This is a genomic window from Caballeronia sp. BR00000012568055, assembly GCF_029439455.1.
In the GTDB taxonomy this organism is placed as follows: Bacteria; Pseudomonadota; Gammaproteobacteria; order Burkholderiales; family Burkholderiaceae; genus Caballeronia.
In genome coordinates this window covers 76,058-101,248 of sequence record NZ_JAQFVG010000315.1, presented here as the reverse complement: position 1 = coordinate 101,248, position 25,191 = coordinate 76,058, and the positions used below count along the sequence as shown (strand labels likewise).

Below are 25,191 nucleotides of genomic sequence, written 5' to 3'. Positions count from 1 at the left end.
TCGGCGTCGGGTTCGAGCGCGAAGCGCGCGGCGGACGCGGGCTTGTCGTTCGGACTGACGCTGCAAGGTCTCGCCGACAAGGCCAATGCGGATGCGCTCGCGGCGCGCAATGCTGCGGCTTCGGCTGCTTCTGCGTCTTCCTCCGCCGATAAGTCCAGCGTGCACGATGCGCCGAAGCCTGACGACAGTGCTTCGGCTTCTTCCTCGTCTTCGTCTTCTTCGACCGACGATGCTTCGGCTGCGTCCTCCGCTTCCGCCGATAGCAGCACGAAAGCGGACGCATCGAAGCCCGCAGACAACACCGCCGATGCCTCGAAGCCCGCCGCCGCGCCGAACGCCAAGCCCGCGACGACCGCCGATGCAGCCAACGCTCAGCAAAAGCCCGCCGCCAACGACGCGTCCAACGCCGATGCGCAAACCACGCTCGCCGATCTGGCCGCATCGGTGACGACCGCATCGACCGATGGCAGCAGCGACACGTCCTCGACTACGACCACGGGCACGCACAAGAACGACGACGCGAAATCGGCGCAGGACGCGCTGCAAACCGCTTTGGCCGCGATGAACGCGACGCCGAACGCTACGGCGACTGCAACGGCTGCGGCTGCCGCCGCGTCTGCTTCGACGAACGCGGGCGGTGCGCAACAAGCCAGCGCGAACGGCGAATTGCAGCCGGGCAGCTTCTTCAGCCGCGACGCGAAGGGTGGCCGTTCGGCCGGCCTGCTCGGCGCTTCGGCAAGTGACAACGCCAGCGCGGCCGCCGCGCCCGCCGCCGCTCAGGCCGATGCAGCCGCCCTCACCGCCGCCGTGACCGCCCAAACCCCCGTCTCCACCGATGCCACCGCCGCCTACAAGCAAGCCGCCGATGCGGCAGCGAACGCGGTGGCGCAACAGGTCGCATCGGCGGGCGCGGCGAATGCGTCTTCCACGACGAGCGCGCAGGGTGCAGCGACGGCGGCCACGAGCGCTGCAATCGCTCCGCACGTCGGCGGTTCCGGCTGGGACGATGCGTTCAGCCAGAAGGTCGTGTTCCTGTCATCGTCGAAGCAGACGAGCGCGGAACTGACGCTGAATCCGAAGGATCTCGGGCCGTTGCAGGTGACGCTGCAAGTCACCGGCGAGCACGCGCACGCGCTGTTCGTGTCGCAGCATCAGCAAGTGCGCGAAGCCGTCGAAGCCGCGATGCCCCGACTGCGCGAAGCGATGGAAGCGAGCGGGATCAGTCTGGGCAGCGCGTCTGTATCGGATGGATCGGCGTTTGCGCGCCAGCAGTCGTCCTCGCAGCAAGGCTCGGGACGCGGCGGGAATTCGTATGCATCGGCTATCGGCGGTAGCGATGATTCCGCGGTGACGTCGAGCGTCAGCGTGCCAGTGCGCCGGCAAGTGGGGATTGTCGATACGTTTGCCTGATTTACCTTCCTGATTCACCTCTTCGTTTCACCCCGCCGCTGTCGTTCTGACAGCGGCGTCGTCCCCCTTTCCGCGCAGTACCCTCAACTTCCACCCCATTCCCTCCGATAAAGAGAAATCCGGACGGAAATCCCGCATCGCTCCAAACGCACAAGCTGGACCGCAAAACCCCCTCTGTTCGACCCATCGCTTTACAGCGCGATAGCCAACAATTCAACCTATCGAAAGAGGCAAGCATATGGCCACCACTACCGCAAATCCGAAAGACCTCGCCCCCGCAAAGGGCGGGAAAATGAAGAAGATGATGATCATCGCGATCGGCGCGATCGTGCTGCTCGGCGCAGGCGCGGGCGGCGCGTACTTCCTGTTGGGCAAGCAGGCGTCTCACGCGCCCGCCAAGCCCGCGCCGGAATTGCCGCCGGTCTTCTTCCCGCTCGATTCGCTCACCGTCAATCTCCAGTCCGACGACGGCTCCATGCACTATCTGCGCACGGGTCTCACGCTCAAGCTGAAGGACGAGAAGATTCAGGCGGCCATCACCGAGCATATGCCGGAAGTGCGCAGCCACGTGCTGCTCGCGCTCTCGGGCAAAAAGCCGGACGACATCACCAGCGTCGAAGGCAAGAAGCAGCCCGCCGAAGAACTGCGCAAGACTGTGGACGCCGCCGCGAGCAGCGCCGACAAGCCGGTTCACGTCGAAGAAGTGCTGTTCACCGAATTCGTCGTCCAGTAACCATCTCACGCTGAGCCAAGAGACTCATGGGCCACGAAGAGTTCATGTCGCAGGAGGAGGTCGATGCCCTCCTCAAGGGTGTCACCGGTGAAGTCGATCAAGTCGCAGACGAGACGCAGACTTCCGGTGTACGCCCGTACAACATCGCGACGCAGGAACGCATCGTACGCGGCCGGATGCCCGGCCTCGAAATCATCAACGATCGCTTTGCGCGGCTGTTGCGCGTCGGCATTTTCAACTTCATGCGGCGTTCGGCGGAAATCTCCGTCGGTCCGGTGAAGGTGCAGAAGTACAGCGAATTCACCCGCAATCTGCCGATTCCGACGAACCTCAACCTCGTCCACGTCAAGCCCTTGCGCGGCACCTCGCTGTTCGTGCTCGATCCGAATCTCGTGTTCTTCGTGGTCGATAACCTCTTCGGCGGCGACGGGCGCTTTCACACGCGTGTGGAAGGCCGCGAGTTCACGCAGACCGAGCAGCGGATTATCGGCAAGTTGCTGAATCTGGTGTTCGAGCATTACACGGCGTCGTGGAAAAGCGTGAAGCCGCTGACGTTCGAATATATGCGCTCGGAAATGCACACGCAGTTTGCGAACGTGGCGACGCCGAACGAAATCGTGATCGTCACGCAGTTCACCATCGAGTTCGGTTCGATCGGCGGCACGCTGCATATCTGCATGCCCTATTCGATGATCGAGCCGATCCGCGACGTGCTCTCGTCGCCCATTCAAGGCGAAGCGCTCGAAGTGGATCGCCGTTGGGTGCGCGTGCTGTCGCAGCAGGTGCAGCTTGCGGAAGTCGAGGTGACGGTGGATCTCGCGGAGATCCGCTCATCGTTCGAAAGGCTTTTGAATCTCCGCGCAGGCGATGTCCTGCCGATCGAGATTCCCGAGCAAGTCACGGCCAAGGTCGATGGCGTGCCGGTGATGGAATGCGGTTACGGAATTTTCAATGGTCAATACGCGCTGCGCGTGCAAAAGATGATCAGCGCGGGCGATTCGAAGGAAGGTCAATATGAGTGAACTGATGCAGGACGACGCGCCCGGCGCGGAGAAAGACGACGAACTGGCGCTCGACGATTGGGCCAGCGCGCTCGCCGAACAGAATGGCAACGATGCGCCTGCCACTGGCGCGGGCGTGTTCCAGCCGCTGTCGAAGCCTGCTGCGCCGTCTACACGCAACGACATCGACATGATTCTGGATATTCCGGTGAATCTGACGGTGGAACTGGGCCGCACGAAAATCGCGATCCGCAATCTGCTGCAACTGGCGCAAGGCTCGGTCGTCGAACTCGACGGCATGGCCGGTGAACCGATGGACGTGCTCGTCAACGGCTGTCTGATCGCGCAGGGCGAAGTGGTGGTGGTGAACGACAAGTTCGGTATCCGCCTGACGGACATCATCACGCCGTCCGAACGTATCCGGAAGTTGAATCGATGAAACGTGTTGTCGCCTTCGCTTTTGCTTGTGTGCCGCTGCTGGCCCATGCAGCCGATATGAACGCCGTGAACCACGCCGCGCAGATCGCATCAAGCGTCGGTGCGGGAAGCGCGGTGCCATCGCTCGGATTCGGCGCGGTCTTGCAGACGCTGTTCGGTCTGGCGATCGTGATCGGCTTCGTGTTCGGCTGTGCGTGGCTGGCGCGCAAGCTGGGCGTCAACGGCGTGAAGCGCGGCGGGATCGTGAAGGTGGTTGGCGGGGCATCGCTGGGCGGGAAAGAGCGCGTGGCGGTTATCGAAGTGGGCGATCAGTGGCTCGTGCTCGGCGCGGGTCCGGGCAATGTGCGCCTGCTTCATACGATGCCGGCGGGATCGGCGGAAGTGGAAAGCGTCGAGACGCACGTGCAGACGCAGGGCAACTTCGGCCAGCGCTTCCGCGATGCGATGAAAAGCGAAGCAAGCAAGCGCATGCAGAAGTTCAAGTAACGCGCATTGTTTCCAAGTGACGGCCGGAGCGCGTTGACTACACGCTCCGGCCGTTTTCTTTTGTGTGCCGCAATAGAACGAGTTGGCCCGATATTCCCCTTCTGTTCGCGCCATCGCTGCAAGCCCGCATAGTCAACAATTCAGCCTATCGAAAGAGGCAGGAATTCATGGCTATCACCTTCGTTCTATTCCAGAGTCAGCGGCTTCGCCGGATCTTCGCGGGCAAGCGCCTTCAGCAGTTCTTCGGCAGGAGCAAGTAATGCAGGTCAGTCGTCACATCGTGCGCGGCGCGAAACTCGCGTTGCCGGTGATTATCGGCTTGATGCCGTACATCGCCTTCGCGCAAAGCACGGCGGGCCTGCCCGCCTTCAACACCAGCCCCGGCCCGAACGGCGGCACGACGTATTCGCTCAGCGTGCAGACCATGCTTCTGCTGACGATGCTCTCGTTCCTCCCCGCGATGGTCCTGATGATGACCAGCTTCACGCGCATCATCATCGTGTTGTCGCTGTTGCGTCAGGCGCTCGGCACGCAGAGCACGCCGCCGAATCAGGTGCTCGTGGGCCTCGCGCTGTTCCTGACGTTTTTCGTGATGTCGCCGGTGCTCGATAAAGCCTATACCGACGCCTACAAGCCCTTCTCCGAAGGCACCATCACGATGGATCAGGCGATGACGCGCGGTATCACGCCCTTCAAGCAGTTCATGCTAAAGCAGACACGCGAATCCGATCTCGCGCTGTTCGCCCGCATCTCGCACGCCGCGCCGATGAACGGTCCCGAAGACGTGCCGCTTTCACTGCTGGTGCCGTCGTTCGTGACGAGCGAGCTGAAGACGGGCTTCCAGATCGGCTTCACCATCTTCATTCCGTTTCTCATCATCGACATGGTGGTGGCGAGCGTGCTGATGTCGATGGGCATGATGATGGTCTCGCCTGTGACCATCGCACTGCCGTTCAAGCTGATGCTGTTCGTGCTCGTCGATGGCTGGCAATTGCTGATCGGCTCGCTTGCTCAAAGCTTCGTCTCGTAGAGGAATAAGAAATGACGCCAGAAACCGTCATGACAATGGCGCATCAGGCGATGTACGTCGCCCTGTTGCTCGCCGCGCCGCTGTTGCTCGTCGCGCTCGTGGTCGGTCTCGTCGTGAGCCTGTTCCAGGCCGCGACGCAGATCAACGAATCGACCTTGTCGTTCATTCCGAAGCTGATTGCGGTGGCGGTGACGCTGGTGATCGCCGGCCCGTGGATGCTCACGACGCTGCTCGACTATATGCGTTCGATTCTCACCATCACGCCCGGCGTCAGCGGCTAAGCGATGTTCTCGGTTACTTATGCGCAACTGAACGGCTGGCTTACGGCGTTTTTGTGGCCATTCGTGCGCATTCTCGCGTTGATCGCCACGGCGCCCGTGCTCAGTCATATGGGCATTCCGGTGCGCATCAAAGTGGCGCTGGCGGCCTTCATCACGCTCATCGTCGCGCCGACTTTACCCGCGATGCCGCAAGCCACCGTGTTCTCGGCGACGGGCGTGTGGATCATCGTGAATCAGTTTTTGATCGGCGCGGCCATCGGCATGACGATGCAGATCGCATTCGCCGCCGTCGATGCGGCGGGCGAGTTCATCGGCCAGCAAATGGGCCTCGGTTTCGCGATGCTTTACGATCCGCGCGCGGGTGGCAATGCGGTGGTGGTATCGAGTTATCTGAACGCGTTGGCGACGCTCGCCTTTCTCGTGCTCGACGGGCATTTGCAGTTGATCAGCGCGTTGATCACCACGTTTCAGAGCGTGCCGATCAGCACGAACGTGGTGGCGGCGGCATCGCATGCGCAGGGGTGGAAGACGCTGGTCGGCTACGGCGCGAGCGTGTTTTCGACCGGTTTGCTGCTGTCGCTGCCGATTGTCGCGGCGCTTTTGATTACCAATATCGCGCTCGGTATTTTGAATCGCGCGGCACCGCAGATCGGTATTTTCCAGATCGGCTTTCCCGTCACGATGCTGGTCGGCATGTTGCTGCTGCAATTGATGATTCCCAATCTGATGCCATTTTTCCAGCGTACTTTCGATTCGGGGATTGCGCAGGTCGGGCGGGTTGCGGGGGCGATGTATTGAGTTGTGTTTGCTTGCCGTGATTGCTAAAAGTCAGCGAAACACGATATTGCGCCATGTACCACAATCATATTCTGACAGAAGTCATTATTCAAAATCACTCGCCACGAAAATTCCTAATTTTCAGTTTTTGATTAACGCGCACTTTCAATAAAAATCTAATTGAAATACTCTTAACTTGCATCGCATCATGTGATGCCCGATTAATTCGGCAAGCTAAATCTAAGTTGGAGTTAAAAATGCAAAACGCATCTGCAATCAAAGTTACGGCTCCCGACTTCGAAGTTGTTCATGTTGAAGGTTGTCTGAGCAGCAGTAACGCCTAAAGGAAAGGGCGGACCATTTGGTCCGCCCTTTTTTAATATGGTTTGATTCCGCTGAGTCTCGTTCAGTGAGGGTTTGCATTTATGCGTCCAATCATCGATCTGGATTTTCCGCTTTTTATCAAGTGGTACATCACGAGCCGATGCAATCTTCGATGCAGTCATTGTTATCTGAAGGACTATAAGCAAACCGCTGCTCTCGACAGGATCCTTCCCATAGTTGACTTTCTTGGGAATAACGGTGTGCAGGGCGTTGTGCTCATTGGCGGTGAGCCGCTGACGCGTCCCGATCTGGAACAGATCGTCGAACATCTGACGCATTACGGGATAAATGTAAAGATTGCCACAAATGCACTTCTCGCTACCCCTGAACGCGCGCAAACGCTGGTCAAAAGTGGCGCGACCCGCTTTCAAGTGAGTATCGAAGGCGCATCAGCCCAAGATAACGACCCGATTCGCGGCACGGGTACGTTTGTTCAGATACTCCAAGGCGCGCGCAATCTACAGGCTGCGGGGGCGAGTGTCGCGCTGGCTGTGACGGTGACAAGACAAAATTATCTCAGCATTCCAGATATTTTCCGAATGACAGATGAACTCGGCCTGAAGCGAATCAAGTTCAATGCTTTTATTCCCATTGGAACCGGCTCGTGCCTTGTTCAAGGGCATGCGTTGACGCCAGCGATCAGCGCGGAAGTGAGTCGAGTTATTGCTGCTGAAAGCAAGCGATTTAGCGATATCACGGTCGAAGCCGGCGCTTTTCATCAGATTATCGAATTCTCATCACCAAAAGAGAAGACGGGGCCCACGCTTGGGTGCGGCGCAGGGACATCGTCCTTGATTATTAACAGTGATTTCACCCTGTCCGCGTGCGACATGCTCGTGGAGCAAGATAGAACATCGAAGGAAGTCGAAAATCCGGCGGATATTGGCGTGTTTTGGAGAGAGCATCAACTCTTCAAGAAATGGAGAGGACAACTCCGCCCGGACGAGAGTCCTGATGCTGCTTCTTTCTCAGACGTTCATCAACACGGGTGTCACGTCGCTTATCGGGCTTACGGCAAGAACATTTTCAGATATGGATGCAAATAGAGATATTGAAAAATGGAAATGGCTCTCCTATCTGCAGTCGCTGTTTGCGTTGGAGACGTTCATCGCGCCTGTCCTGGTTATTTTCTACACGCAATACGCAGGCTTTACATTCGCCCAATATGCGATGCTGATGTCGTGCATCTTCGTTCTTTCATGGGCGTTTCAATTGCCGACCGGCGCGATTGCCGACAAATACGGCGCGAAGCGCGCATTGATCGCCGGGAATCTAATCTATATCTCTGCGATGTTGTCGCTGGTCGTTTTCGGCACGCGCACGCCCATGCTGCTTACCGCCACGATGTTTTCATTGGGCGGAGCGCTGTCGACCGGTGCTTTTCAGTCGATGATGTTTTCGGTCTTCGCGTCGGCCAACCGCGAACGTGAGTTCAACGCCGTCTGCGCACGAAGCAACGGCTTCGCCTTGCTCGGCGGCGCAGCGGGCGCGGCCCTCGGAGGCTGGTTTGCATCCGTCTCGCTAGCGCTGCCGATGATCGTCGACATAGTCGTACTTTCAGTAACCACGATCGCACTCGGCATCCTGATAAATGCGCCTACTGCCGAGCCGAACGTGCGGCAAGTCTCGCTTAATGCCATTGCACTAGACGCCTGCAAAGCCGCCTTTGAATCTCCCAAGCTGTTCGTTTCCATCCTCGTTTCTGCGGTGGCCTTTGCAGGCGTAAGAACAGGATTCAATCTTTATCAGCCGCTCCTCATGAGTGCCGGCCTGAGTTTGCGCGAACTAGGTCTAGTCTTTGGCGCGTTTTCTCTGCTTTCGGCCGTATTCGCGTACGCGTACAGCAAAGTGAGTTCGCGTGTCGACGGGCCCGTCGTGCTGGTAGTGATCGCACTGATTTTCGCAGCCTCTGCAGCGGTGCTTACGGAGTTCATGGCAGTACCGGGGATTATCTGCGCGATCTTGTGCCACCAACTCGTGCGCGCAGTGTACCCATCGCTTTCCGCCTACATGATCAACATGAATATCGCAGCGGGGAGCAAGTCCAGAACCACCATTCTTTCTCTTGCAGCCCTGCTTCGGTCGATGACCGCCGCGCTTTTTTCATACGGCCTGGCTCAGGCCTCCGGTTTTACTTCCGACAAGGCCATGTTTGGTGTCGTCAGTCTGGTCTCGGCAGTGTTGATTTTGGCTCTTGGACTTTGGAGCGTTTATGCAGCTCGTTCAAAAGATTCGGCCCCGGCTTCCTCAGGCGGTTAATCTGTACATCACGTATCGGTGCCGGAGCCGGTGCGCGCACTGCTTTCTCGTACAGAGCGATTTGCTCAATCGTCACGAGTTGAGCAAGGAAACCGCTTTTTCAATCATCGATCAGCTGAGCGAACAGCGGGTGTACCTGCTCATCATCTCGGGCGGTGAGCCGCTATTGCATCCGCATTTTTTCGATATCGTGACTTACGCGGATCAGAAAAACATGCTGCCTCTGGTGGCCATCACGGGTACCCGCGTGTCGGACGATGAAGTGTCGAAATATGCGGCAGCCGGCATTCCCACGATTCAAATGAGTCTGGACGGTGCGACGGCCGAATCAAACGACACGATTCGCGGCCCTGGAAACTTCGACGATGTCATGTCTTCGATTCGTCGCTTTCAAGCGGTCGGCGTAAAGGTGAATCTGGCCATATGCCTTCATCGGGACAACTGGGTCGATCTCCCCCGCTTTTTGACGCTGTGTCGGGAGGTCGGCATTTTTCGGGTGAAGCTGGCTTTCTACCGGGCGTTCGAAAGCAGCGCGACGCTGCGCGCGTTGACTCAATCGGAAATCGAACGGGCGCTTACAGAGGCGCGGGATTTCATCGACTCACACGGCCTCGAGCGCGACTGGATCGCTAGTCCCACGATCGACTTGTGGACCGGGCAGAAGATTCTCCCGCGCGCTGGAATGCCGCCACTCACTATCGGCGCAGATGGCGTGCTCGCGGCCGGCGACGGCGGAGCATTGATCGGCAAGCTTGGCGCAGTGTCGATCGCAGAACAATACGCTACGTACGTGGATCAAAAGCTCCAGCACTTTTACGAGAAGGTGTTATGGGACGCATGCGCCGAATATGGCGTGGCCGAAGTTGTCGAGTCAGACTCTCTGGATGCCAATGCCTTGATCTTCAGGCGCGATGCCGAATACATCGCGTACATCGAAAACGGGCTGCCGCGTCCGATCAAGTTTTTCTCTTTGATGCACGAAATCGGTCATATCGCGACGGACACCCTGCACGCTTCTCCGCGCGCGTCTCACCTGGACGAACGCGAACGGGCAGCAAATCTATGGGCTCTGAATCGAATCAGAGCGTATCTGAAACCCGATAGTTATGCTCACTACGAGCAACTGACAACGCACTCGGAAGCGATGCTTTACCAAGCTCTCGCCGAGAGACTCGAAAACGACCTGACAGGATATTACTGATGGAACAGTTCTGTGTTGCAGCAGATTTGATCGTGCGTGAATCCGAACGCAGCTTCTTCGACAAGAAGCAATTTCGAATACTTCGCTTTAATCATTCCGGATTTGACATCCTGCACCAGAAGCTTGACAAGGCATTCAGTAACACTGAATTGGTCGATGCGTGCGAGCAAGCCGGCATCGCTTCAGACGACGCCCACGCATTTTGGCAAAAGTGCCTCGACAATGGCGTGATTGTTCCGGCTTGAGTTCGCAAAAAAACAGCGTCCGAGGACGCTGTTTTCTTTTCAGCACAACATGATCAACTCAAATAATTAAACAACGACATCTTCTGAATCTGCGAAAACGCCATCTGCGCGGCCTGTAACGAGTTCTGCGTCAGCTCATACGACGAGATCGACGAAACCAGATCGATGCTCGTCAGATTCGCCAGATCCGATTTGTTCTGGGTCTGGCTCGTCGTCAACGCGGTCTGCGCGGCCTGAACTTGCTGCTCGCGTCCGCCGACCGATGTCTGCATCGCCAGCACGTTGTTCAGCGAATTGCCGATCTGCGTGCCCGCCGTCGCCAGCGCGTTGCTGAGCGTGGCCTGCGCCGTGCTCGAACCTGTCAGCGGCTGCTTGAGCGCGGAAATCAGGTTATCGAGCGTGGTGAATACATCCGTATTGCCCGATGCCGCCGGCTGCACGTTGAAGCTGTCGCCATTGGCGGGCGCGCCGCTGATCTGCACCGACTGTCCGCCCAGCGTGATCTTCGATCCCGCCGTGAACGCCTGCGCCGCCGATGTCGTGCCCGGCGGCGTGGTCGTCACCGTGTACGTGGTCGCTCCGCCCGATACCGCGAAGTTGATCTTGAACGTGCTCGAATTGCTGGTGTTGGTCGAGTCGTTCATGCTCACGGCGCTGATCACGCCCGTGCCCGCATTGCCCGTCGTGGCGCTCGGCACCGAACTGCTTTCCGTCGCCGACACGCTCTGGAAAATGGATGCCGCCGTATCGCCGACAGAAACCGTGCGGCTCGAATTGATCTGCACGGTGCGCTGTCCGAGATCGCCGTCATAGCTCGCGCCGACGCCCGATGCGTTGTTCGTTAGCGCCGCGCTGCCGCCCTTCGTGCCCGAGAAAATGTAGTTGCCGTTGGTGTCCTGCGTGTTGCCGAGGTTCATCAACTGATCGCGGTAGCCTTGCAGCACCGTGGCAATCGAAGAACGGTCGGCGTCGGTCAGCGAACCGTCGCCTGCGTGGATGATCTGCGTCTGCACGCTCTGCATCACGTTGCTGACATCGCTCAACGTCGAATCTTCCTGCTGCAACGACGACAACGCCTGCGTCTGATTGGTGCCGTACTGCGAAAGCGCGCCGCTTTGCATGGTCAGCGTGACGGCCTGCGCCGCGCCGAGCGGATCGTCGGAAGCGCTGGAAATGCGCTTGCCCGACGAGATCTGCTGATACATCGTCGCGAGCGTGCTCTGCTGATCGCTCATCGACGAGACGTTCAGATTGAAATACTGGGAACTGGAAATTCGCATCGCTGGAAACCTCAGTTGAGCGCGCCGAGTATCGTCTGGAACAGCGTCGAGGCAATCTGGATCACCTTGCTGTTGGCCTGGTAAAGCTGCTGATACTGCATCAGATTCGCCGCTTCTTCGTTCAGGTTCACGCCCTGCACCGACTGCTGTGCGGAGGTCGCCTGAGTCAGCAGCGCAGTCTGCGACGTGCTCGTGGCTTTGAGCTGGTTGGTCTGGTTGCCGATATCGTTGACGTAGTTCGCGTACGCGCCCGTCAGCGTGTCGGTGTTACTGTTGAGTGACTTAGCCGTGACGAGGTTCGACATGGCGAGCGCGTTGCTGCCATCGCTCGTGCCGCCCTTGTTCGCGGCGACGTTGAACACGTCACCGTTCGATGGCTTGCCGCTGATCGTCGCGCTCACGCCGTTCGCGCTGACCGTGAGGCCGGTGGACGAGCTGTACGGAATCGTCGTGTTGGCGGGATACGTCGTGGTACCGACCGTCAACGCCACGTTCGATGTGAAACCGCCTGCGGTCGAGTTGTAGGTGAGCTTGATATCGGTCGGAATGCTGTAGCCCGATGTCACCGTCGCCGATGTAATCGCGCCCGTGCCCGTATTCGCCGTCGCCGCCGATGTGATCGCCGGTGAACCTGCTGCAATCGCTGACGGGCTGGTGGTGGCGAGCGAGAAGTTATCGAGCGATGAGCGCGTCGGTTGGATGGTGAAGGAATCGCCCTTCTGCATCGTGCCGGACACGGAGATGTTCATGCCCGCGACCGTGCTCGACGGCGGCGTGATCGTGCCCATCGACTTGCCGGTCGAATCGGTCAGGTTGTAGTTGGTGCCGTCGTACGAGAGCGTGTAGTCGCTGGTGGGCGGCGTCGTCGAGTTTGCGAGCGTGACCGAGACCGTGCCGCTGCCCTGATTGCGCGCGTTCGAATACACCGAAGGCGTGCCCGTGGAAAACAGCGCGCCGCCTGCCTGACCGTTCAGATCGACACCCAGCGCGTTCTGGCCGTTCAGTTGCGCGGCGAAGCTCGTGGCGATCGCGCCGAGCTTGGCCTGCGCGGGATCGAGCGTCTGCGTGCGGAAGTCGATCAAACCGCCGACCACGCCGCCCGACAGCGAGTCTTCGCTCAGGTATTGCGTGTTCGCGGCGGTCTGCGTGGTGCCGCTGGTGTTGGTGTACGCGAGCGTCATTTCGCTCGGATCGGACGGCGAATTGACCGTCTGCAAGGTGTAGTTCGTATTGCCGACGACCAGCGGCTGGCCATTGCCGACGAACACGTTGTAATTCCCGTTCGACTGCTGCACCACCGATACACCGACCAGCGAACTGAGGCTTGCGACAGCCTGATCGCGCTGATCCATCAACTGATTCGGCGACTGGCCGCCAGCGGTCTGCGCGCCGATCTGCTGATTGAGATCGGCAATCTGCTTGGTGTACGTGTTGATCTGCGTCGCGGCGTTGGTGAGCTGCGTGTTCACGCTCTGGCGCAACTGATCGTAGTTCTGGCCGGCGGTGTTGATCTGATCGGCGAGCGTCTGCGCGCTGCTGATGAGCGACTGACGCGCCGACGTGCTGCTCGGCGAATTCGCCACCGACTGCAAGCCGGAGAAGTAATTGCTGATGCCCGTCGCAATACCCGTGGTCGGATCGCCGACGAGATTGTTGAGCTGCGAGAGCATCGAATAGTTCGTGCTGGCGGCGCTGCTCGATGCGGTCGTGTTGTTGACCTGCGTAGTCAGATACTGGCTGTACTGGCGCGTGACGTTGGCCGTCTGCACGCCATTGCCGAGATATCCCGACGCGGTGTATTGGCCGGACGCTTCTGTGTACGTGACTTTTTCGAGCGTATAGCCCGGCGTCGCCGCGTTGCTGATGTTGTTGCCGGTCGTGGTCAGCCCCCACTGGGCCGCGTTCAGACCGGACAATCCGATGCTGAGGAGGTTGTTCGACATGCGTTTGGGTCCTGAATTTGGGCGGCGTGACGGCGGGCGTTTGACGCCTTACTTCACCTGTTATCGGCGGAAGTTTCGGAAAGTTGAGCAAACGTTTTTATCGGGCAAAAATCGGGCAGAACCGGCGGGCGGTTCTTGCCACGTTTGCATTATGTTTTCCTTTTTGCGCGGACCATCTGCGGAACTGGCGACGATTTACCGCTTATTTCCGGGCCTGAAATGCAAACGAGTCCCGAAGCGTTAAAAGCATTCGGGACTCGTTCGATAAAGCCGATTCGGAAACTTACTTCGCCAGCGAACGGCGCTTCATCTCGAGCTGCGTAATCAGACGTTGCAGCGTGTTTTCAGCCGATCCGGGCATCGACAGGAATTTGAAGCCGAGCGTAAAGCGACGATCGCCCTTCGCCGTAGTTGCTTCGCGATGCGAAACAAGTTTCAGGTCCAGCGTGACCTTGCCGGTGGTCGTGAAGTGCAACTCGGCGTCCTGAATTTCCAGACCGAGTTCGAGATCGGCGACGCGTTCATCGGAGGTGCGCAGCGCGACGCCACCGAGCGACAAATCATGCACTTCGAAGCGGAAGCGCTCGCCGTCCGGCAGCGAGCCGCTGCAAATATACGGATCGAGTACCGGCGCTTCGACGCGGAAATACTCGCGGCGCTGCATGTAGTAGAGCACCGGCGGAAAGTCCACTTCGAACGCGGGACGCCCTTCGAAGGTGGTTTCGCGCGCCGCGCCCGTGGTGAACTCCACGCGCACGCCATCCGGCGATGCGTGGAAAATCAGCTTCTGCGCCGCGAGAACGTGACGGTTCTGCTCAGACACGCCGCCCCAGTCGATAACGAAGGTGTTCTTCGTCGCATCGACATCGAGCACGCGTGTGACGATCTGCCCGTCGCCGTACTGCGCCGTGAGGAAGTCGCCGCGATTTCCCAGATTGCGCAGGGAAACACCGATTTCGAGCGGATTGCGCCGCCCGAAATCGACGATCGGGGCAATGTCGTCATCCTCAACGTCATGCATGTGATTGGTATTCATGGTGCTGGCCAGGTTCATTGTGCTCGCGCGCCGCTTTTTATCCAGAACATTGCTTTGCCGCCGGGACTTTCGCCAGCCCGGCGCTGTGGTGTTCGGAATAGCGGCAAACCTTATAAAAAGTTTAGGGTCGTCCGGGAAATATTTATGTGGTCCGCCGTCCCTTCCGGCGTAAAACGTTTGCAGATGCTTAAGGTCCGAACAATGTCGTCACCTTCTAAGGCATCGTTTCGAAATTTCCTGCCTTCTTGTTGTATGTCGGTATTTACGGGCGAATACTTGATCTTTTCACCGATATTTTTTGTCCGCGATTCGAATCGGTTGATTGTTCCGCTTTCAAATGCTCCATAAAGAAACAGCGGCCACGTGGCCGCTGTCGTATTTACTGCATCATTCTCGCATCGGTCGATCAGACGATCTGCCGCATGATCGAGATGAGTTTCTTTGCGTATTGCGGATCGGTTGCGTAACCCGCTTTCTGCATGCCGTGCGCGAAACCCGCCACATCACGCGATGCCCCCACGACCGGCGCGTAACGCGGATTGTTCTTGATGACGCTGGCGTAATCGGTGAGCGCGTCTTCGTACGAATCGTAGGCGCGGAATTTTTCGACCACTTTCTTCGGCGCGCCGTTGACGTATTCGGTCGTGACGGAATCGACAGTCTTGCCGGTCCAGTCCTTGGTCGCCTTGACGCCGAAAATATTGTGGCTGGTGGTGCCGTTCGCGTTCTTGATTTCGCGCTTGCCCCAGCCCGACTCCAGCGCCGCCTGTCCGATGATAAAGCGCGCCGGAATGCCCGTCGCCGCGCTCGCGGCTTGCGCGGGCACGGCGAGTCTATCGACGAATGCGTTGACCTTGTCGGATCCGCTGCCGCGCGCGGGCGCTTCGAGCGCGTCCGCCGCCGTGTAGCCGCGTCCGTTACCCAGATTCGCCGATGCGCCGTTCTTGTTCGCCTGCGCCGCCGCGTAGGCTTTCGCCATCGCGTTCATCGCGGCGATATTGCCCGCGTTCGAATCGAGGTCGCCGCCGCCTGCCTTGTTGACCATGCCGGACAGCGTGTTCATCGCGCTGTTGCCGTTGGCGGCGTCGGTTTTTGCGCCGGAGTTGCGCATCAACTGCTTCAGCATCATGTCCGCCACGCCGATGCCCTTCGATGACATCTGCTGCGACAACTGCTGATCCAGCATGCCGGTGAAGGACTTCGAATCGTTCGAATCGAACGGGCTCTCGGAGGGCGTCGCGTCGCGCATGCTCTTGAGCATCATCTGCGTGAACACGACGTCGAATTGTTTGGCCGCTTCTTTCAGGCCGGCTTGCGGGTTGCTGCCGGCTTGCGCACGCAGCGCGTCGAAGCCCTGCGTGTCGAGTGCAAAACGGTTGGACAGCTTGGAGAATCCATCGCTCGTATCGGTCGATGCCAACGCGGAGTTGGCGATACCGCTCGTCGTATTCGAGTTCATGAGCCTGGGTCCTTAGATGATTTCGAGGTCGGCGCGAAGTGCACCTGCCGCCTTCATCGACTGAAGGATCGAGATCAGATCGGCAGGCGTTGCGCCGAGCGCATTGAGCGCCTTGACGACATCCGCGAGATTCGCGCCTGCGCTCAGCATCTTGAGCGCGCCGCTATCCTGCTTCAACTGAATATTCGATTGCGGCGCGGCGACTGTCTGGCCATTCGAGAACGCGCCCGGCTGACTCACCGCCGTTTTCGTATTGATCACGACGGACAAGTTGCCATGTGCGACCGCGCAGTTCTGCAACGTGACCATCTGATTCATCACGATCGAACCTGTGCGCGCGTTGAGAATGACCTTCGCCGCAGCCTGCGCCGGACGCACGTCGATATTCTGCAACTGCGCCATGAAGGACACTTGCTCGCCGGCATCGGCGGGGGCGCGAAGCTGGATGGTGCGGCCATCGAGTGCGAGCGCGGTGCCCATACCGAACTGATTGTTCACCGCCGCCACGATGCGCTGCGTGGTGTCGAAATCCATTTCGCGCAGTTCCATCTGCATGGTGCCGCCGGGTTGCGTAACCGCATTCGGCACCGCGCGTTCGACGATCGCGCCACCGGAAATGCGGCCGACCGCAAGTTGATTCACCTGTACCTTGCTGCCGTTCGCGCTTGCGCCTGCACCGCCGACCACGAGATTGCCCTGCGCCATCGCGTAGACCGCGCCGTCCGCGCCTTTGAGCGGCGACATCAGCAGCGTGCCGCCACGCAGACTCTTCGCATTACCGAGCGATGAAACCGTCACGTCGATCGCCTCGCCCGGACGCGCAAACGGCGGCAGCGTGGCCGTAACCATCACGGCGGCGACGTTCTTCAACTGCATGTTCGATGTCGTCGCCGAGTTCACCGTGATACCCAGATTGCCGAGCATGTTGGTGAGCGACTGCGTGGTGAACGGCGTCTGCATCGTCTGGTCGCCGGTGCCGTCGAGACCGACCACGAGACCGTAACCGATCAGCGGATTGTCCCGCACACCCTGAAACGAGACGAGATCCTTGAGACGCTCGGCGTGCGCGCGCGGCGGATGCGTGACCACCATGACGGCGGCCGCGAGCGAAAACAGGAAGAGGCGTTTGATTCTGCGATTCATGATGGTCAGAACGGCGCGACGTTGAGGAAGAAGCGTTGGAGCCAGCCCATGTTTTCCGCTTCGTCGATATAACCCTTCGCCGAATATTCGATCTTCGCGTCGGCGATCTGCGTGGAGTACACGGTGTTGCTGCCCGAGATCGTCACCGGATTGACGACGCCCGAGAAGCGCACGAATTCGTTGCCCTGGTTGATGAGCATTTGCTTCTCGCCGCTCACCATCAGATTGCCGTTCGGCAGCACTTCAGTGACGGTCACCGTCAGCGTGCCGCTGAAGGTGTTGGCCGCGCTCGCGCCGCCTGCCGCCGTGAACTTGTTCGCGCCGGTCGCGGACAGATTCGTGTTGTTGAACAGCCCGCCGAAGATGCCCGGCGTGGTCGGCACCGAGAACGATCCCGTGCCGCCCCGATTCGTATTCGCCGCCGACGACTTGGTCGCGTTGACGTTTTCCGAAATCACGATGGTCAGGATGTCACCGACATTACGCGGACGCTGATCTTCGAACAGCGGACGGCCTGCATAGCCCGCGTTGTAGATCGCGCCGGGCGTAAGGCCACCGACGGCCGGCTGCGGCGGACGCGCGGTCATCGGCTGCTGGATGATCGGCTCTCTCGGCACGAGACCGCAGGCGGCCATCGCGGCTGTGAGAGCCGCGACCGAAGCCACGCGCGTGATGATTTGAAGTGACGACATCGTGATAACTCGAGTGAAGCTGGATTAGGCGTAAGTGTGCCGCGATCCTTTCCGTTTCTATCGGTGGAATAGAGGGTTAAACCTGCATCTGCGAGAGCGTTTGAAGCATCTGGTCGGACGTGGTCACGGCCTTGCTGTTGATTTCGTAGGCGCGCTGGGTCTGGATCATGTTGACCAGTTCCTGCACCACGTTCACGTTCGATGCTTCCACGTAGCCCTGTTGCAGCGTGCCCGCGCCGTTCAGACCCGGCTGCGAGACGTTCGGCGCGCCCGAGCTGCCCGTTTCGGAGAACAGGTTTTCGCCGCGTGCATCGAGACCGGCCGGGTTGATGAAGGTTGCAATCGTGATCTGGCCGACCGTCGTGCTGGTCGTCGCGTTCGCCTGCGTGACCGACACCGTGCCGTCCGAACCGACCGTAATCGCCGTCGCGTTCTGCGGAATGGTGATCGCCGGATTCAGTTGATAGCCGCTCGACGTGACGAGCTGGCCTTGCGCGTTGGTCTGGAACGAACCGTCGCGCGTGTAAGCGGTGCTGCCATCGGGCATCGTGACCTGAAAAAAGCCCTGGCCGTTGATGGCGATGTCCTTCGAGTTGCCCGTCTGCTGCAAATTGCCCTGCGTGTACAGACGTTCCGTTGCAACCTGCTGCACACCGGTGCCGAGCTGATTGCCCGAGGCAAGTTCGGTTTGCTGCGTCGAATTCGCGCCCGGCTGGCGGGTCGTTTGATACAGCAAGTCTTCGAACACGGCGCGCGAGCCCTTGAAGCCGTTGGTGCTCACGTTGGCCAGGTTGTTCGAAATGACGTCCATCTGCGCTTGCTGCGCATTCATGCCGGTCGCGGCGATATAGAGAGAGCGATTCATGTTGTCTGTGTCCTGTGTGTCGTATGCCGCGACGCTTTACGAGAAGCTCAGCAGCTTGTTGGCCGATTGATCGTTTTGGTCCGCGGATTCCATCAGCTTGGTCTGCATCTGGAACTGGCGCGCGTTGGCGATCATCGAGACCATCGCGGAGACTGCGTTCACGTTGCTGCCTTCGAGTGCGCCGCCGGCAACGACCACGTTCGGATCCGCTTCGGCGGGATCGCCGTCTGCGGTGCGGAACAGGCCGTCGTCGCCGCGCGTAAGCGTCGCGGGATCCGGATTCACGAGCTTGAGCTGATCTACCGTTGCGATGGCCGTCGGCGGGTCGCCGGGGACCAGCGCGGAGATCGTGCCGTCCTTTCCGATCGATACCTGCGCGCCCGGCGGAATCGACAGCGGTCCGCTGTTGCCCAACACCGGCAGGTTATTCGCGGTGACGAGCTGGCCGTTGGCATCGACATGCAGGTTGCCGGCGCGCGTGTACGCCTCGCCGCCATCCTGCGTCTGCACCGAGAGCCAGCCCGGACCTTGAATGGCGACATCGGTCGGGTTGCCGGTCTGCGTGATCGGGCCGGCCGAGTAATCCGCGGTCGGCGTGGACGACAGCACGAAGGTGCGCGTCGTGCCATCGGCGGACTGGTCCTCGAACGACATCGGCACCTGACGGAACGCCGAAAGCTGGGCCTTGAAACCCGTAGTCGATGCGTTCGCCAGGTTGTTCGCCACGGTGGCTTGCTGCTCCAACGCCTGGCTTGCGCCGGTCATCGCGGTGTAGATCAGACGGTCCATGAATCGCTTCCCTTCGTGCTGCTATTACAGGTTGATGATGGTCTGATCGACCGCCTGCTGCGTCTTGACCGTCTGCGCGTTCGCCTGATAGTTGCGCTGCGCCGTGATCAGATTCACCAGTTCGCTGGTCAGATCGACGTTCGAGTCTTCCACCGCGCCGCCTTGCAGCGTGCCGTGGTTGGTCGAGCCGGGCACCGATACCTGCGGCGCGCCCGATGCCGCCGTCTGGCCGTACACGTTGCCGCCCAGATCCTGCAAACCGTTCTGGTTATTGAAGTTGGCGAGCACGATCTGGCCGAGCGAACGCGTGTTGCCGTTCGAGTAGTTGCCGGTGAGCGTACCGTCGCTGCCGACCGTGAAGCCGGTCAGTTCGCCCGTCGTATTGCCGTCCTGAACGATATTCGTGACGCCGTCTTTCGCGCCGTACTGCGTGGTGCCGTTCAGGTTGATGGTCAGCGCCTGCTTGGTTGCGCCGCCGTCCGCGCCGTTCGGAATCGAGAAGCTGAACTGGCCCGATGCCGGCGACGAAGACGTGGTCGAACCGGTCGGCGCGGTGGTCGATGTCAGCGTGCCCGACGAGTTGAACGTCATGGCGCCGAGGTTGATCGGGGAGCTGGCCGGATTGCCGTAAGTTGCATACGCTTCCCACTGGTTCGCCGTGCTGCTCTTGGCGAAATACACCGAAACCTGCTGCGTGCCGCCGAGCGAGTCGTACACATTCACCGAAGTCGATGTGTTGAACGTGGTCGAATCGCTCGGATTGAACGGCGTGGCCGTCGGTGCGGTGTCTTGCGAATTCAGGTTGAACGACGCGGTGATGTTCTTGGTGGCGATCGGCGCGACGTTCGATGTCGGCACCGTCAGCGGCACCGTGCTGGCGCTGTTGACCACGCCGTTCGAGTTCGCGGCATAGCCCATCAGTTGCAGACCCGACGAATTGACGATGCGGCCTTGGTTGTCGAGGTGGAACACGCCGTTACGCGAGTACACCGTCGAGCCGTTGTTCGACAACTGATAGAACCCGTTGCCGTTGATGGCCACGTCCAGCGCCTGATTGGTCGTGGTGATCGTGCCTTGCGAGAACTGCTGCTGCACTTCCGCCAGACGCGTACCGATACCGACCTGGTTGTTCACGGCGGTGGACATCGAATTCGCGTACATATCGGCGAATTGCGCCTGACCCGACTTGAAGCCGACCGTGTTCGAGTTGGCGATGTTGTTGCCGATCACGTCGAGATCGCTCGATGCAGCGCCCAGACCGCTCAGTGCTTGTTGATAACTCATGTGTTGCTCCGGTGCGGGACGCCGCCCGCGTCAAAAAAGTGTTAGAGGACGGACGCCACGCCGGTCAGCGCGACTGTCTTGCCATTGGCGAGCTTGAGACCCGGCGTGCCATCGGTCATCTGCACCACGCTCTGCACCTGCGATGCCGCCAGCGTGGTCGCCGTGGCTTGCTGGCCATTGATCGTGCCCTGCGCGGTGATGGTGTATGTGCCGTCGGCGGGCGTCTTGCCGCTCGAATCCGTCGGTGTCCAGCCCGATACCGGCACCACGCCCGCGCTCTGTGCGCCGAGGTCGAGCGTGTTGACGATCTGACCGGCCGAGTTCTTCACCAGCACTTGCAGATCGCTCACGGCGTTGTCCAGCTTCACGCCGAACGCCGATGCTGCGCCGCTGGAAACCGTCACGTTGCTGCCCGCAGCCAGCACGTTCGAGCCGATCAACAACGCCGCCTGCGACGTCTGGCCCGCAGCCAGTTGCGTCGCCAGCGAACTGAGCGACGTGTTCAGATTCGAGATGCCCTGCACCGTATTGATCTGCGCAAGCTGCGAAGTCATCTGCGAGCTATCGGCGGGATTGGTCGGGTCCTGGTTCTTCAGCTGCGTGACGAGCAGCGTCAGAAACGTGTTCTGCAGATCCGATGCGGACGTCGTGCCGCTGGAACTGGACGAACCGGACGCGCTCGACGTCCCGTTCATGGTGTCGAGCAGGGTTTGCGAGACGGTTGTCCCGCTGCTGCCGATGGTGGTGCCGGAGGCGCTCATGTGTCGTGTTTCCTTTACGTTCTCTGTCAGGTGCCGATGGTCAGGGTCTTGAGCATCAAAGTCTTGGCGGTATTGAGCGTCTCGACGTTCGCCTGATAGGAACGGGACGCGGAAATCATGTTGACCATCTCCTGCACGGGATCGACGTTCGGAAGCGTCACGTAGCCGTCCGAATTCGCGGCCGGATTGCTCGGGTCGTAGCTGGTTTTCATCGGGCTCGGGTCATCGACCACGCTGGTCACCTGCACGCCGCCGACCTGCTGGCCGGAGCCGCTGCGCGCGCCGCCCAGCGGATCGACGGCGAACACGACCTGCTTGGCCTTGTACGGCTGGCCGTCCGGGCCGGTGGTGCTGTCCGCGTTGGCGAGATTCGATGCAGTGACGTTCAGGCGCTGCGCCTGAGCGGACATCGCCGAGCCGGCGACGTTGAAAATGTTCATCAGGTTGGACATGGCCGTTCTTCCTTTAGCCGTTCGACGTAATGGCGGACAACATCGATTTGATCTGCGACGACAACACCGTCATGCCCGCTTCCATATGCACGGTGTTATCGGCGAACTGCACGCGCTCGGCGTCGAGATCGACCGTGTTGCCGTCGAGCGATGGCTGGCTCGGATTGCGATACGCCAGCTTGCCGTAGTCCTCGCTCGAACCGCCCGATGCCGCGAGCGTCGAGGTGCCGGACATATGACCTTGCGCCGCCACCGCCATGCCGCCGCTGAAACTCACGCTCACCGTCTGCGCCATCTTCAGCGTGCTGGTGTTGGATGCGGTGGCCGCGCCGCCCTGCTGCTTGAGCGCACCGGCCAGCGCGCTCGAAAAATCGACGTCGCGTGCTTTGTAGCCGGGCGTATCCGCATTGGCGATATTCGACGACAGCAATTCCTGCCGATACGCGCGTACATCGAGCGCTTCTCGGCCGAACGCGAATTCCTTATCGAGTTTGTCCAGCATTCCGGTTTCTCCTTGACTCTGGCGACTTCGGGCAACGCCGTGGCATCGCCAAGGCCTTTTTGCATGACACGCATCTTAGGATCGCCATGCAATAACTAATCCGACGAATAACCGGGGAACTCAGCTTCTATTCGACGCTTGGCTACGGCGGCCAATATCTAGAATCTGGTTCAGTCGCCGGTCTCTCAATTCCTTTCGTGGATGAGCCGGCAAAGTCGAATCAGGTGCGATGCCGCTTTCTAACGAACGCGGTTCGCGAGGGAGAGCAGTGATGAGCAGGTCCGCCAGACGTCCGTTTCAACGCACGAAGCGCATCGAACCGCGCGGTTTCGGTGCGACGGCGTCGTTCGTGCGCCGCTCGCTTGCTTACTCGATTGGCGCGGCGTTGATGTTCGGCGTCGCGATGCACGCTACACACGCAGCGGCGCAGGAAGACGGGCCGATCGCGATTGCGGGGAATGCGGAGACGAATCCGGCTGCTGTTGCTGAGATGGCCCAGCGTCTTGCGGCTCCGTCCAAGGCATCGGCTCCCGTTGCTCAGCCTGCCGTTCAATACACCCCGCCCAGCGGTTATCGCGCCGCCACGCAAGCCGCCGATGCCGCCATGCGTAACGCCGCGCGCGCACTCGAAGCCCGCGCCGAAGCCGCCGACCAGTCAATGGACGCGGCAGATGACGCGAGCGGGATGATCGTGATTCCGGGTCCGGGGCAGCAGCAGCCGAAGCCTGCTATTGCGGCGGCTCCGGTTGTTCGTCCGCAGCCTGTCGCGTCGGGAATGATGAAGACGTCGTTTTCCCCGGCTGCATCGCGCGATGTGGTGCCGGTTGTTATCACACGTGACTCTGGCGCGACAGCCGCCACTAAGCCGATTGCCGCAGCCGCTGCTAACCCGGTCGTCAATCGCGCAGTCGTGGCCCAACCGCAACCTCAGTCCGGCGCGTTTCAAGACGGCGAATCGATCCGCGCCACTGCGCTTGCCTTCCTCCAGCAGCAAGCCGCCGGCTTGCCCGGCAAAGTCGATATCACCGTGACGCAGGTTTTCCCGCGCGGCCTCGCGCCCTGCTCATCGCTCGATCCGTTTATGCCGACCGGCGCGCGCCTGTGGGGCCGCGTGACCGTCGGCGTACGATGCGTCGGCGAGAAGCCGTGGACGATGTACGTGCAGGCGCGCGTATCGATCAACGCCACTTACTACCTGGCCGCCCGCGCGCTCGCCCCCGGCGATGTGCTGACGAACGCCGATCTCGTCGCCCACGACGGCGATCTGACGATGATGCCGCAAGCCGTTATCACCGATCCGTCGCAGGCCGTGGGCGCGACCGCGCTTGGTCGCGTCGCTGCTGGTTTGCCGCTGCGTTCGGACATGCTGCGCGCATCGAGCGCCGTGTCGGTCGGGCAAGCCGTGCATGTGGTCGCGGACGGCACGGGCTTCGCCATCTCCGCCGAAGGCAGCGTGATGAACAACGCATCGCCCGGTCAGCAAGTGCGCGTGAAAACGGCGGGGGGACAGATCATTACCGGCATCGTGCGCGATAGTCAGACGGTAGAAATCCGCATGTAAAACCGTTGTGTGCGGAAGCCCACACTTTGTTTCAATTTGTTGCAAATGGGCTTGAGGCCCGCCAGATAAGGCTTTGAGGGTGATGGACCGGTCCGGCGTGAAAGTGGGTTCGGGTGGCAGGGTAAAGTTTTCAAACCCCGTCGCCGTTAAAGGACTCAACACGTCAGGGAAGGGCCATCATGAAGATCGATTCCAGCAACAACAACGCTTTGGCAGGCCTGCAAGGTCTGCAACGCGCATCGAACAGTACCGATGCGAAGAGTGCCGGCAGCGCGCAGCAATCCAGCGCCAACGGCACAAAGAACTCGACGGTGAGCCTGTCGGCTTTGTCGTCGGATTTGCGCACGTCGGACGGCTCGGACATCGATACGGCGAAAGTCGATTCGATCAAGGCCGCGCTGCGTGACGGCAGCTACACGATCGATTCGAGCAAGATCGCCGATGGTCTGCTCAGCAACGCTCGCGATTTGCTGCAATCGAGAACCGCGCCGGCTGGCGTCTGAATGCTGTAACCCTGCGCTTTGGCTTACGCCAATTGCGCGATGGCGGAAGGCATCGGGCTCCGGACGGCTTTGTAAAACCCATGTTTTAAGCGAGCCGCCATGCGAGACGCCCTGCTTGCCACTGTCATCGAAGAAGTCACTGCCGTAACGGACTTCGAAACGCTCCTCGAACAAGAGGAAAAAGCGCTGATCGCCGCGCAGCCGCTGGACGCGCTGCCTGGAATCATCGAGCACAAGACCGCGTTGACCGAGCGCATCGCCGCACTCGAAAAGCAGCGCGATGTGCAATTGGAAGCGCTGGGCCTGCCTGTCGGCGCAGTCGGCATGGACGCCGCCTCCGATGGCGATGCGGCTATCGCCGAGCAATGGTCCTTGCTGCGCGCCGCTGCCCGCCGCGCGAAGCAGAACAATAACAACAACGGCGTGCTGATCCGCACCCGTATGGAATTCAATCGAAAAGCGCTGCTCGCCTTGCAGATTCCGCCCGCGAAATCCGGCTTTTATGGTCCGGACGGACGCGTTCCGGGCACCTGAAATACTTGCCGGGGAGCCGTCGCGCTCCCCTTTGCATTGCGCGTCATTGCTCGCTCATTGCCCGAATAACCCCCTTTTCTCCAGCTTTATCCGCCGATGGTGGCTTGCCGCCTTCCGCAATAATCGTTTGCATCAGAAAGCG

General features: G+C 60.1%; 27 protein-coding genes. 15 read left to right on the top strand and 12 right to left on the bottom strand.

Annotation, left to right across the window (positions count from 1 at the left end; translation table 11 throughout):
- The 12 genes from P7F28_RS24990 to P7F28_RS24935 form a co-directional block, all read left to right on the top strand.
- Positions 1-1,410: flagellar hook-length control protein FliK (locus tag P7F28_RS24990; RefSeq protein WP_277187453.1), on the top strand; the 1,410-nt coding region annotated here is incomplete at its 5' end.
- Positions 1,411-1,648: 238 nt separating this feature from the next.
- Positions 1,649-2,143 (top strand): flagellar basal body-associated protein FliL, encoded by a 495-nt coding sequence (fliL, locus tag P7F28_RS24985; RefSeq protein WP_277187452.1) that lies wholly within the window; start codon positions 1,649-1,651, stop codon positions 2,141-2,143.
- 26 nt (positions 2,144-2,169) lie between these two features.
- Positions 2,170-3,165 carry a flagellar motor switch protein FliM gene (gene fliM / locus P7F28_RS24980; protein ID WP_277187451.1) on the top strand — a complete coding sequence of 332 codons (996 nt, stop codon included), beginning with the start codon at positions 2,170-2,172 and terminating at the stop codon, positions 3,163-3,165.
- Entirely contained in the window at positions 3,158-3,583 is a 426-nt protein-coding gene (gene fliN, locus P7F28_RS24975) for a flagellar motor switch protein FliN (RefSeq protein ID WP_277187450.1), read from the top strand. Before fliM ends, fliN begins: the two co-directional genes overlap by 8 nt.
- Positions 3,580-4,068, top strand: a complete 489-nt coding sequence (gene fliO, locus P7F28_RS24970; protein WP_277187449.1) for a flagellar biosynthetic protein FliO — start codon at positions 3,580-3,582, stop codon at positions 4,066-4,068. The genes fliN and fliO overlap by 4 nt, the downstream gene beginning before the upstream one ends.
- A 259-nt stretch (positions 4,069-4,327) precedes the next feature.
- On the top strand, positions 4,328-5,098 hold the full coding sequence (fliP, locus tag P7F28_RS24965; protein ID WP_277187448.1) for a flagellar type III secretion system pore protein FliP: 771 nt from the start codon (positions 4,328-4,330) through the stop codon (positions 5,096-5,098).
- An 11-nt stretch (positions 5,099-5,109) separates the two neighbouring features.
- Entirely contained in the window at positions 5,110-5,379 is a 270-nt protein-coding gene (gene fliQ / locus P7F28_RS24960; RefSeq protein WP_277187447.1) for a flagellar biosynthesis protein FliQ, read from the top strand.
- A gap of 3 nt (positions 5,380-5,382) precedes the next feature.
- A complete protein-coding gene (gene fliR, locus P7F28_RS24955) occupies positions 5,383-6,177 on the top strand; it encodes a flagellar biosynthetic protein FliR (protein ID WP_277187446.1) in 795 nt (264 codons plus the stop codon).
- Positions 6,178-6,581: 404 nt separating this feature from the next.
- Positions 6,582-7,586 carry a radical SAM protein gene (locus tag P7F28_RS24950; RefSeq protein WP_277187445.1) on the top strand — a complete coding sequence of 335 codons (1,005 nt, stop codon included), beginning with the start codon at positions 6,582-6,584 and terminating at the stop codon, positions 7,584-7,586.
- The gene (locus tag P7F28_RS24945; protein ID WP_277187444.1) at positions 7,495-8,799 is read left to right on the top strand and encodes an MFS transporter; all 1,305 of its coding nucleotides are present in this window, start codon (positions 7,495-7,497) and stop codon (positions 8,797-8,799) included. The genes P7F28_RS24950 and P7F28_RS24945 overlap by 92 nt, the downstream gene beginning before the upstream one ends.
- A complete protein-coding gene (locus tag P7F28_RS24940) occupies positions 8,753-10,000 on the top strand; it encodes a radical SAM protein (RefSeq protein WP_277187443.1) in 1,248 nt (415 codons plus the stop codon). The genes P7F28_RS24945 and P7F28_RS24940 overlap by 47 nt, the downstream gene beginning before the upstream one ends.
- Positions 10,000-10,245, top strand: coding sequence for a hypothetical protein (locus tag P7F28_RS24935; protein WP_277187442.1), 246 nt, complete (start codon positions 10,000-10,002; stop codon positions 10,243-10,245). The genes P7F28_RS24940 and P7F28_RS24935 overlap by 1 nt, the downstream gene beginning before the upstream one ends.
- 53 nt (positions 10,246-10,298) lie before the next feature.
- Here the strand turns inward: P7F28_RS24935 and flgL are convergent, their stop codons facing one another.
- The 12 genes from flgL to flgB all read right to left on the bottom strand — a co-directional run bounded on the left by flgL (position 10,299) and on the right by flgB (position 22,451).
- Entirely contained in the window at positions 10,299-11,525 is a 1,227-nt protein-coding gene (gene flgL, locus P7F28_RS24930) for a flagellar hook-associated protein FlgL (protein WP_277187441.1), read from the bottom strand.
- Between the two features lie 11 nt (positions 11,526-11,536).
- Complete coding sequence (gene flgK, locus P7F28_RS24925) at positions 11,537-13,468, bottom strand: flagellar hook-associated protein FlgK (protein ID WP_277187440.1); 1,932 nt, start codon at positions 13,466-13,468, stop codon at positions 11,537-11,539.
- 283 nt (positions 13,469-13,751) lie between these two features.
- Positions 13,752-14,504 carry a flagellar brake protein gene (locus P7F28_RS24920; RefSeq protein WP_277187439.1) on the bottom strand — a complete coding sequence of 251 codons (753 nt, stop codon included), beginning with the start codon at positions 14,502-14,504 and terminating at the stop codon, positions 13,752-13,754.
- Between the two features lie 406 nt (positions 14,505-14,910).
- Complete coding sequence (gene flgJ, locus P7F28_RS24915) at positions 14,911-15,963, bottom strand: flagellar assembly peptidoglycan hydrolase FlgJ (RefSeq protein ID WP_277187438.1); 1,053 nt, start codon at positions 15,961-15,963, stop codon at positions 14,911-14,913.
- Between the two features lie 12 nt (positions 15,964-15,975).
- Positions 15,976-17,055 carry a flagellar basal body P-ring protein FlgI gene (locus P7F28_RS24910; protein ID WP_277187457.1) on the bottom strand — a complete coding sequence of 360 codons (1,080 nt, stop codon included), beginning with the start codon at positions 17,053-17,055 and terminating at the stop codon, positions 15,976-15,978.
- Positions 17,056-17,111: 56 nt separating this feature from the next.
- Positions 17,112-17,741, bottom strand: coding sequence for a flagellar basal body L-ring protein FlgH (locus P7F28_RS24905; protein ID WP_370467400.1), 630 nt, complete (start codon positions 17,739-17,741; stop codon positions 17,112-17,114).
- 133 nt (positions 17,742-17,874) lie between these two features.
- Positions 17,875-18,663: a flagellar basal-body rod protein FlgG gene (flgG, locus tag P7F28_RS24900; RefSeq protein ID WP_277187436.1), complete on the bottom strand. Its 789-nt coding sequence runs from the start codon at positions 18,661-18,663 to the stop codon at positions 17,875-17,877.
- A 36-nt stretch (positions 18,664-18,699) separates the two neighbouring features.
- Complete coding sequence (gene flgF, locus P7F28_RS24895) at positions 18,700-19,452, bottom strand: flagellar basal-body rod protein FlgF (protein ID WP_277187435.1); 753 nt, start codon at positions 19,450-19,452, stop codon at positions 18,700-18,702.
- A gap of 24 nt (positions 19,453-19,476) precedes the next feature.
- Positions 19,477-20,736 carry a flagellar hook protein FlgE gene (gene flgE, locus P7F28_RS24890; RefSeq protein WP_277187434.1) on the bottom strand — a complete coding sequence of 420 codons (1,260 nt, stop codon included), beginning with the start codon at positions 20,734-20,736 and terminating at the stop codon, positions 19,477-19,479.
- Between the two features lie 41 nt (positions 20,737-20,777).
- A complete protein-coding gene (locus P7F28_RS24885; protein WP_277187433.1) occupies positions 20,778-21,497 on the bottom strand; it encodes a flagellar hook assembly protein FlgD in 720 nt (239 codons plus the stop codon).
- 26 nt (positions 21,498-21,523) lie between these two features.
- Positions 21,524-21,949: a flagellar basal body rod protein FlgC gene (gene flgC / locus P7F28_RS24880; RefSeq protein ID WP_277187432.1), complete on the bottom strand. Its 426-nt coding sequence runs from the start codon at positions 21,947-21,949 to the stop codon at positions 21,524-21,526.
- 13 nt (positions 21,950-21,962) lie between these two features.
- Positions 21,963-22,451 carry a flagellar basal body rod protein FlgB gene (gene flgB / locus P7F28_RS24875; protein WP_277187431.1) on the bottom strand — a complete coding sequence of 163 codons (489 nt, stop codon included), beginning with the start codon at positions 22,449-22,451 and terminating at the stop codon, positions 21,963-21,965.
- Positions 22,452-22,722: 271 nt separating this feature from the next.
- On the opposite strand from flgB, the gene flgA reads away from it, so the two are divergent.
- The 3 genes from flgA (at position 22,723) to P7F28_RS24860 (ending at position 25,049) form a co-directional block, all read left to right on the top strand.
- Entirely contained in the window at positions 22,723-24,012 is a 1,290-nt protein-coding gene (flgA, locus tag P7F28_RS24870; RefSeq protein WP_277187430.1) for a flagellar basal body P-ring formation chaperone FlgA, read from the top strand.
- A 179-nt stretch (positions 24,013-24,191) separates the two neighbouring features.
- A complete protein-coding gene (gene flgM, locus P7F28_RS24865; RefSeq protein WP_277187429.1) occupies positions 24,192-24,515 on the top strand; it encodes a flagellar biosynthesis anti-sigma factor FlgM in 324 nt (107 codons plus the stop codon).
- A gap of 99 nt (positions 24,516-24,614) precedes the next feature.
- A complete protein-coding gene (locus P7F28_RS24860) occupies positions 24,615-25,049 on the top strand; it encodes a flagella synthesis protein FlgN (protein WP_277187428.1) in 435 nt (144 codons plus the stop codon).
- Positions 25,050-25,191 lie beyond the last annotated feature (142 nt).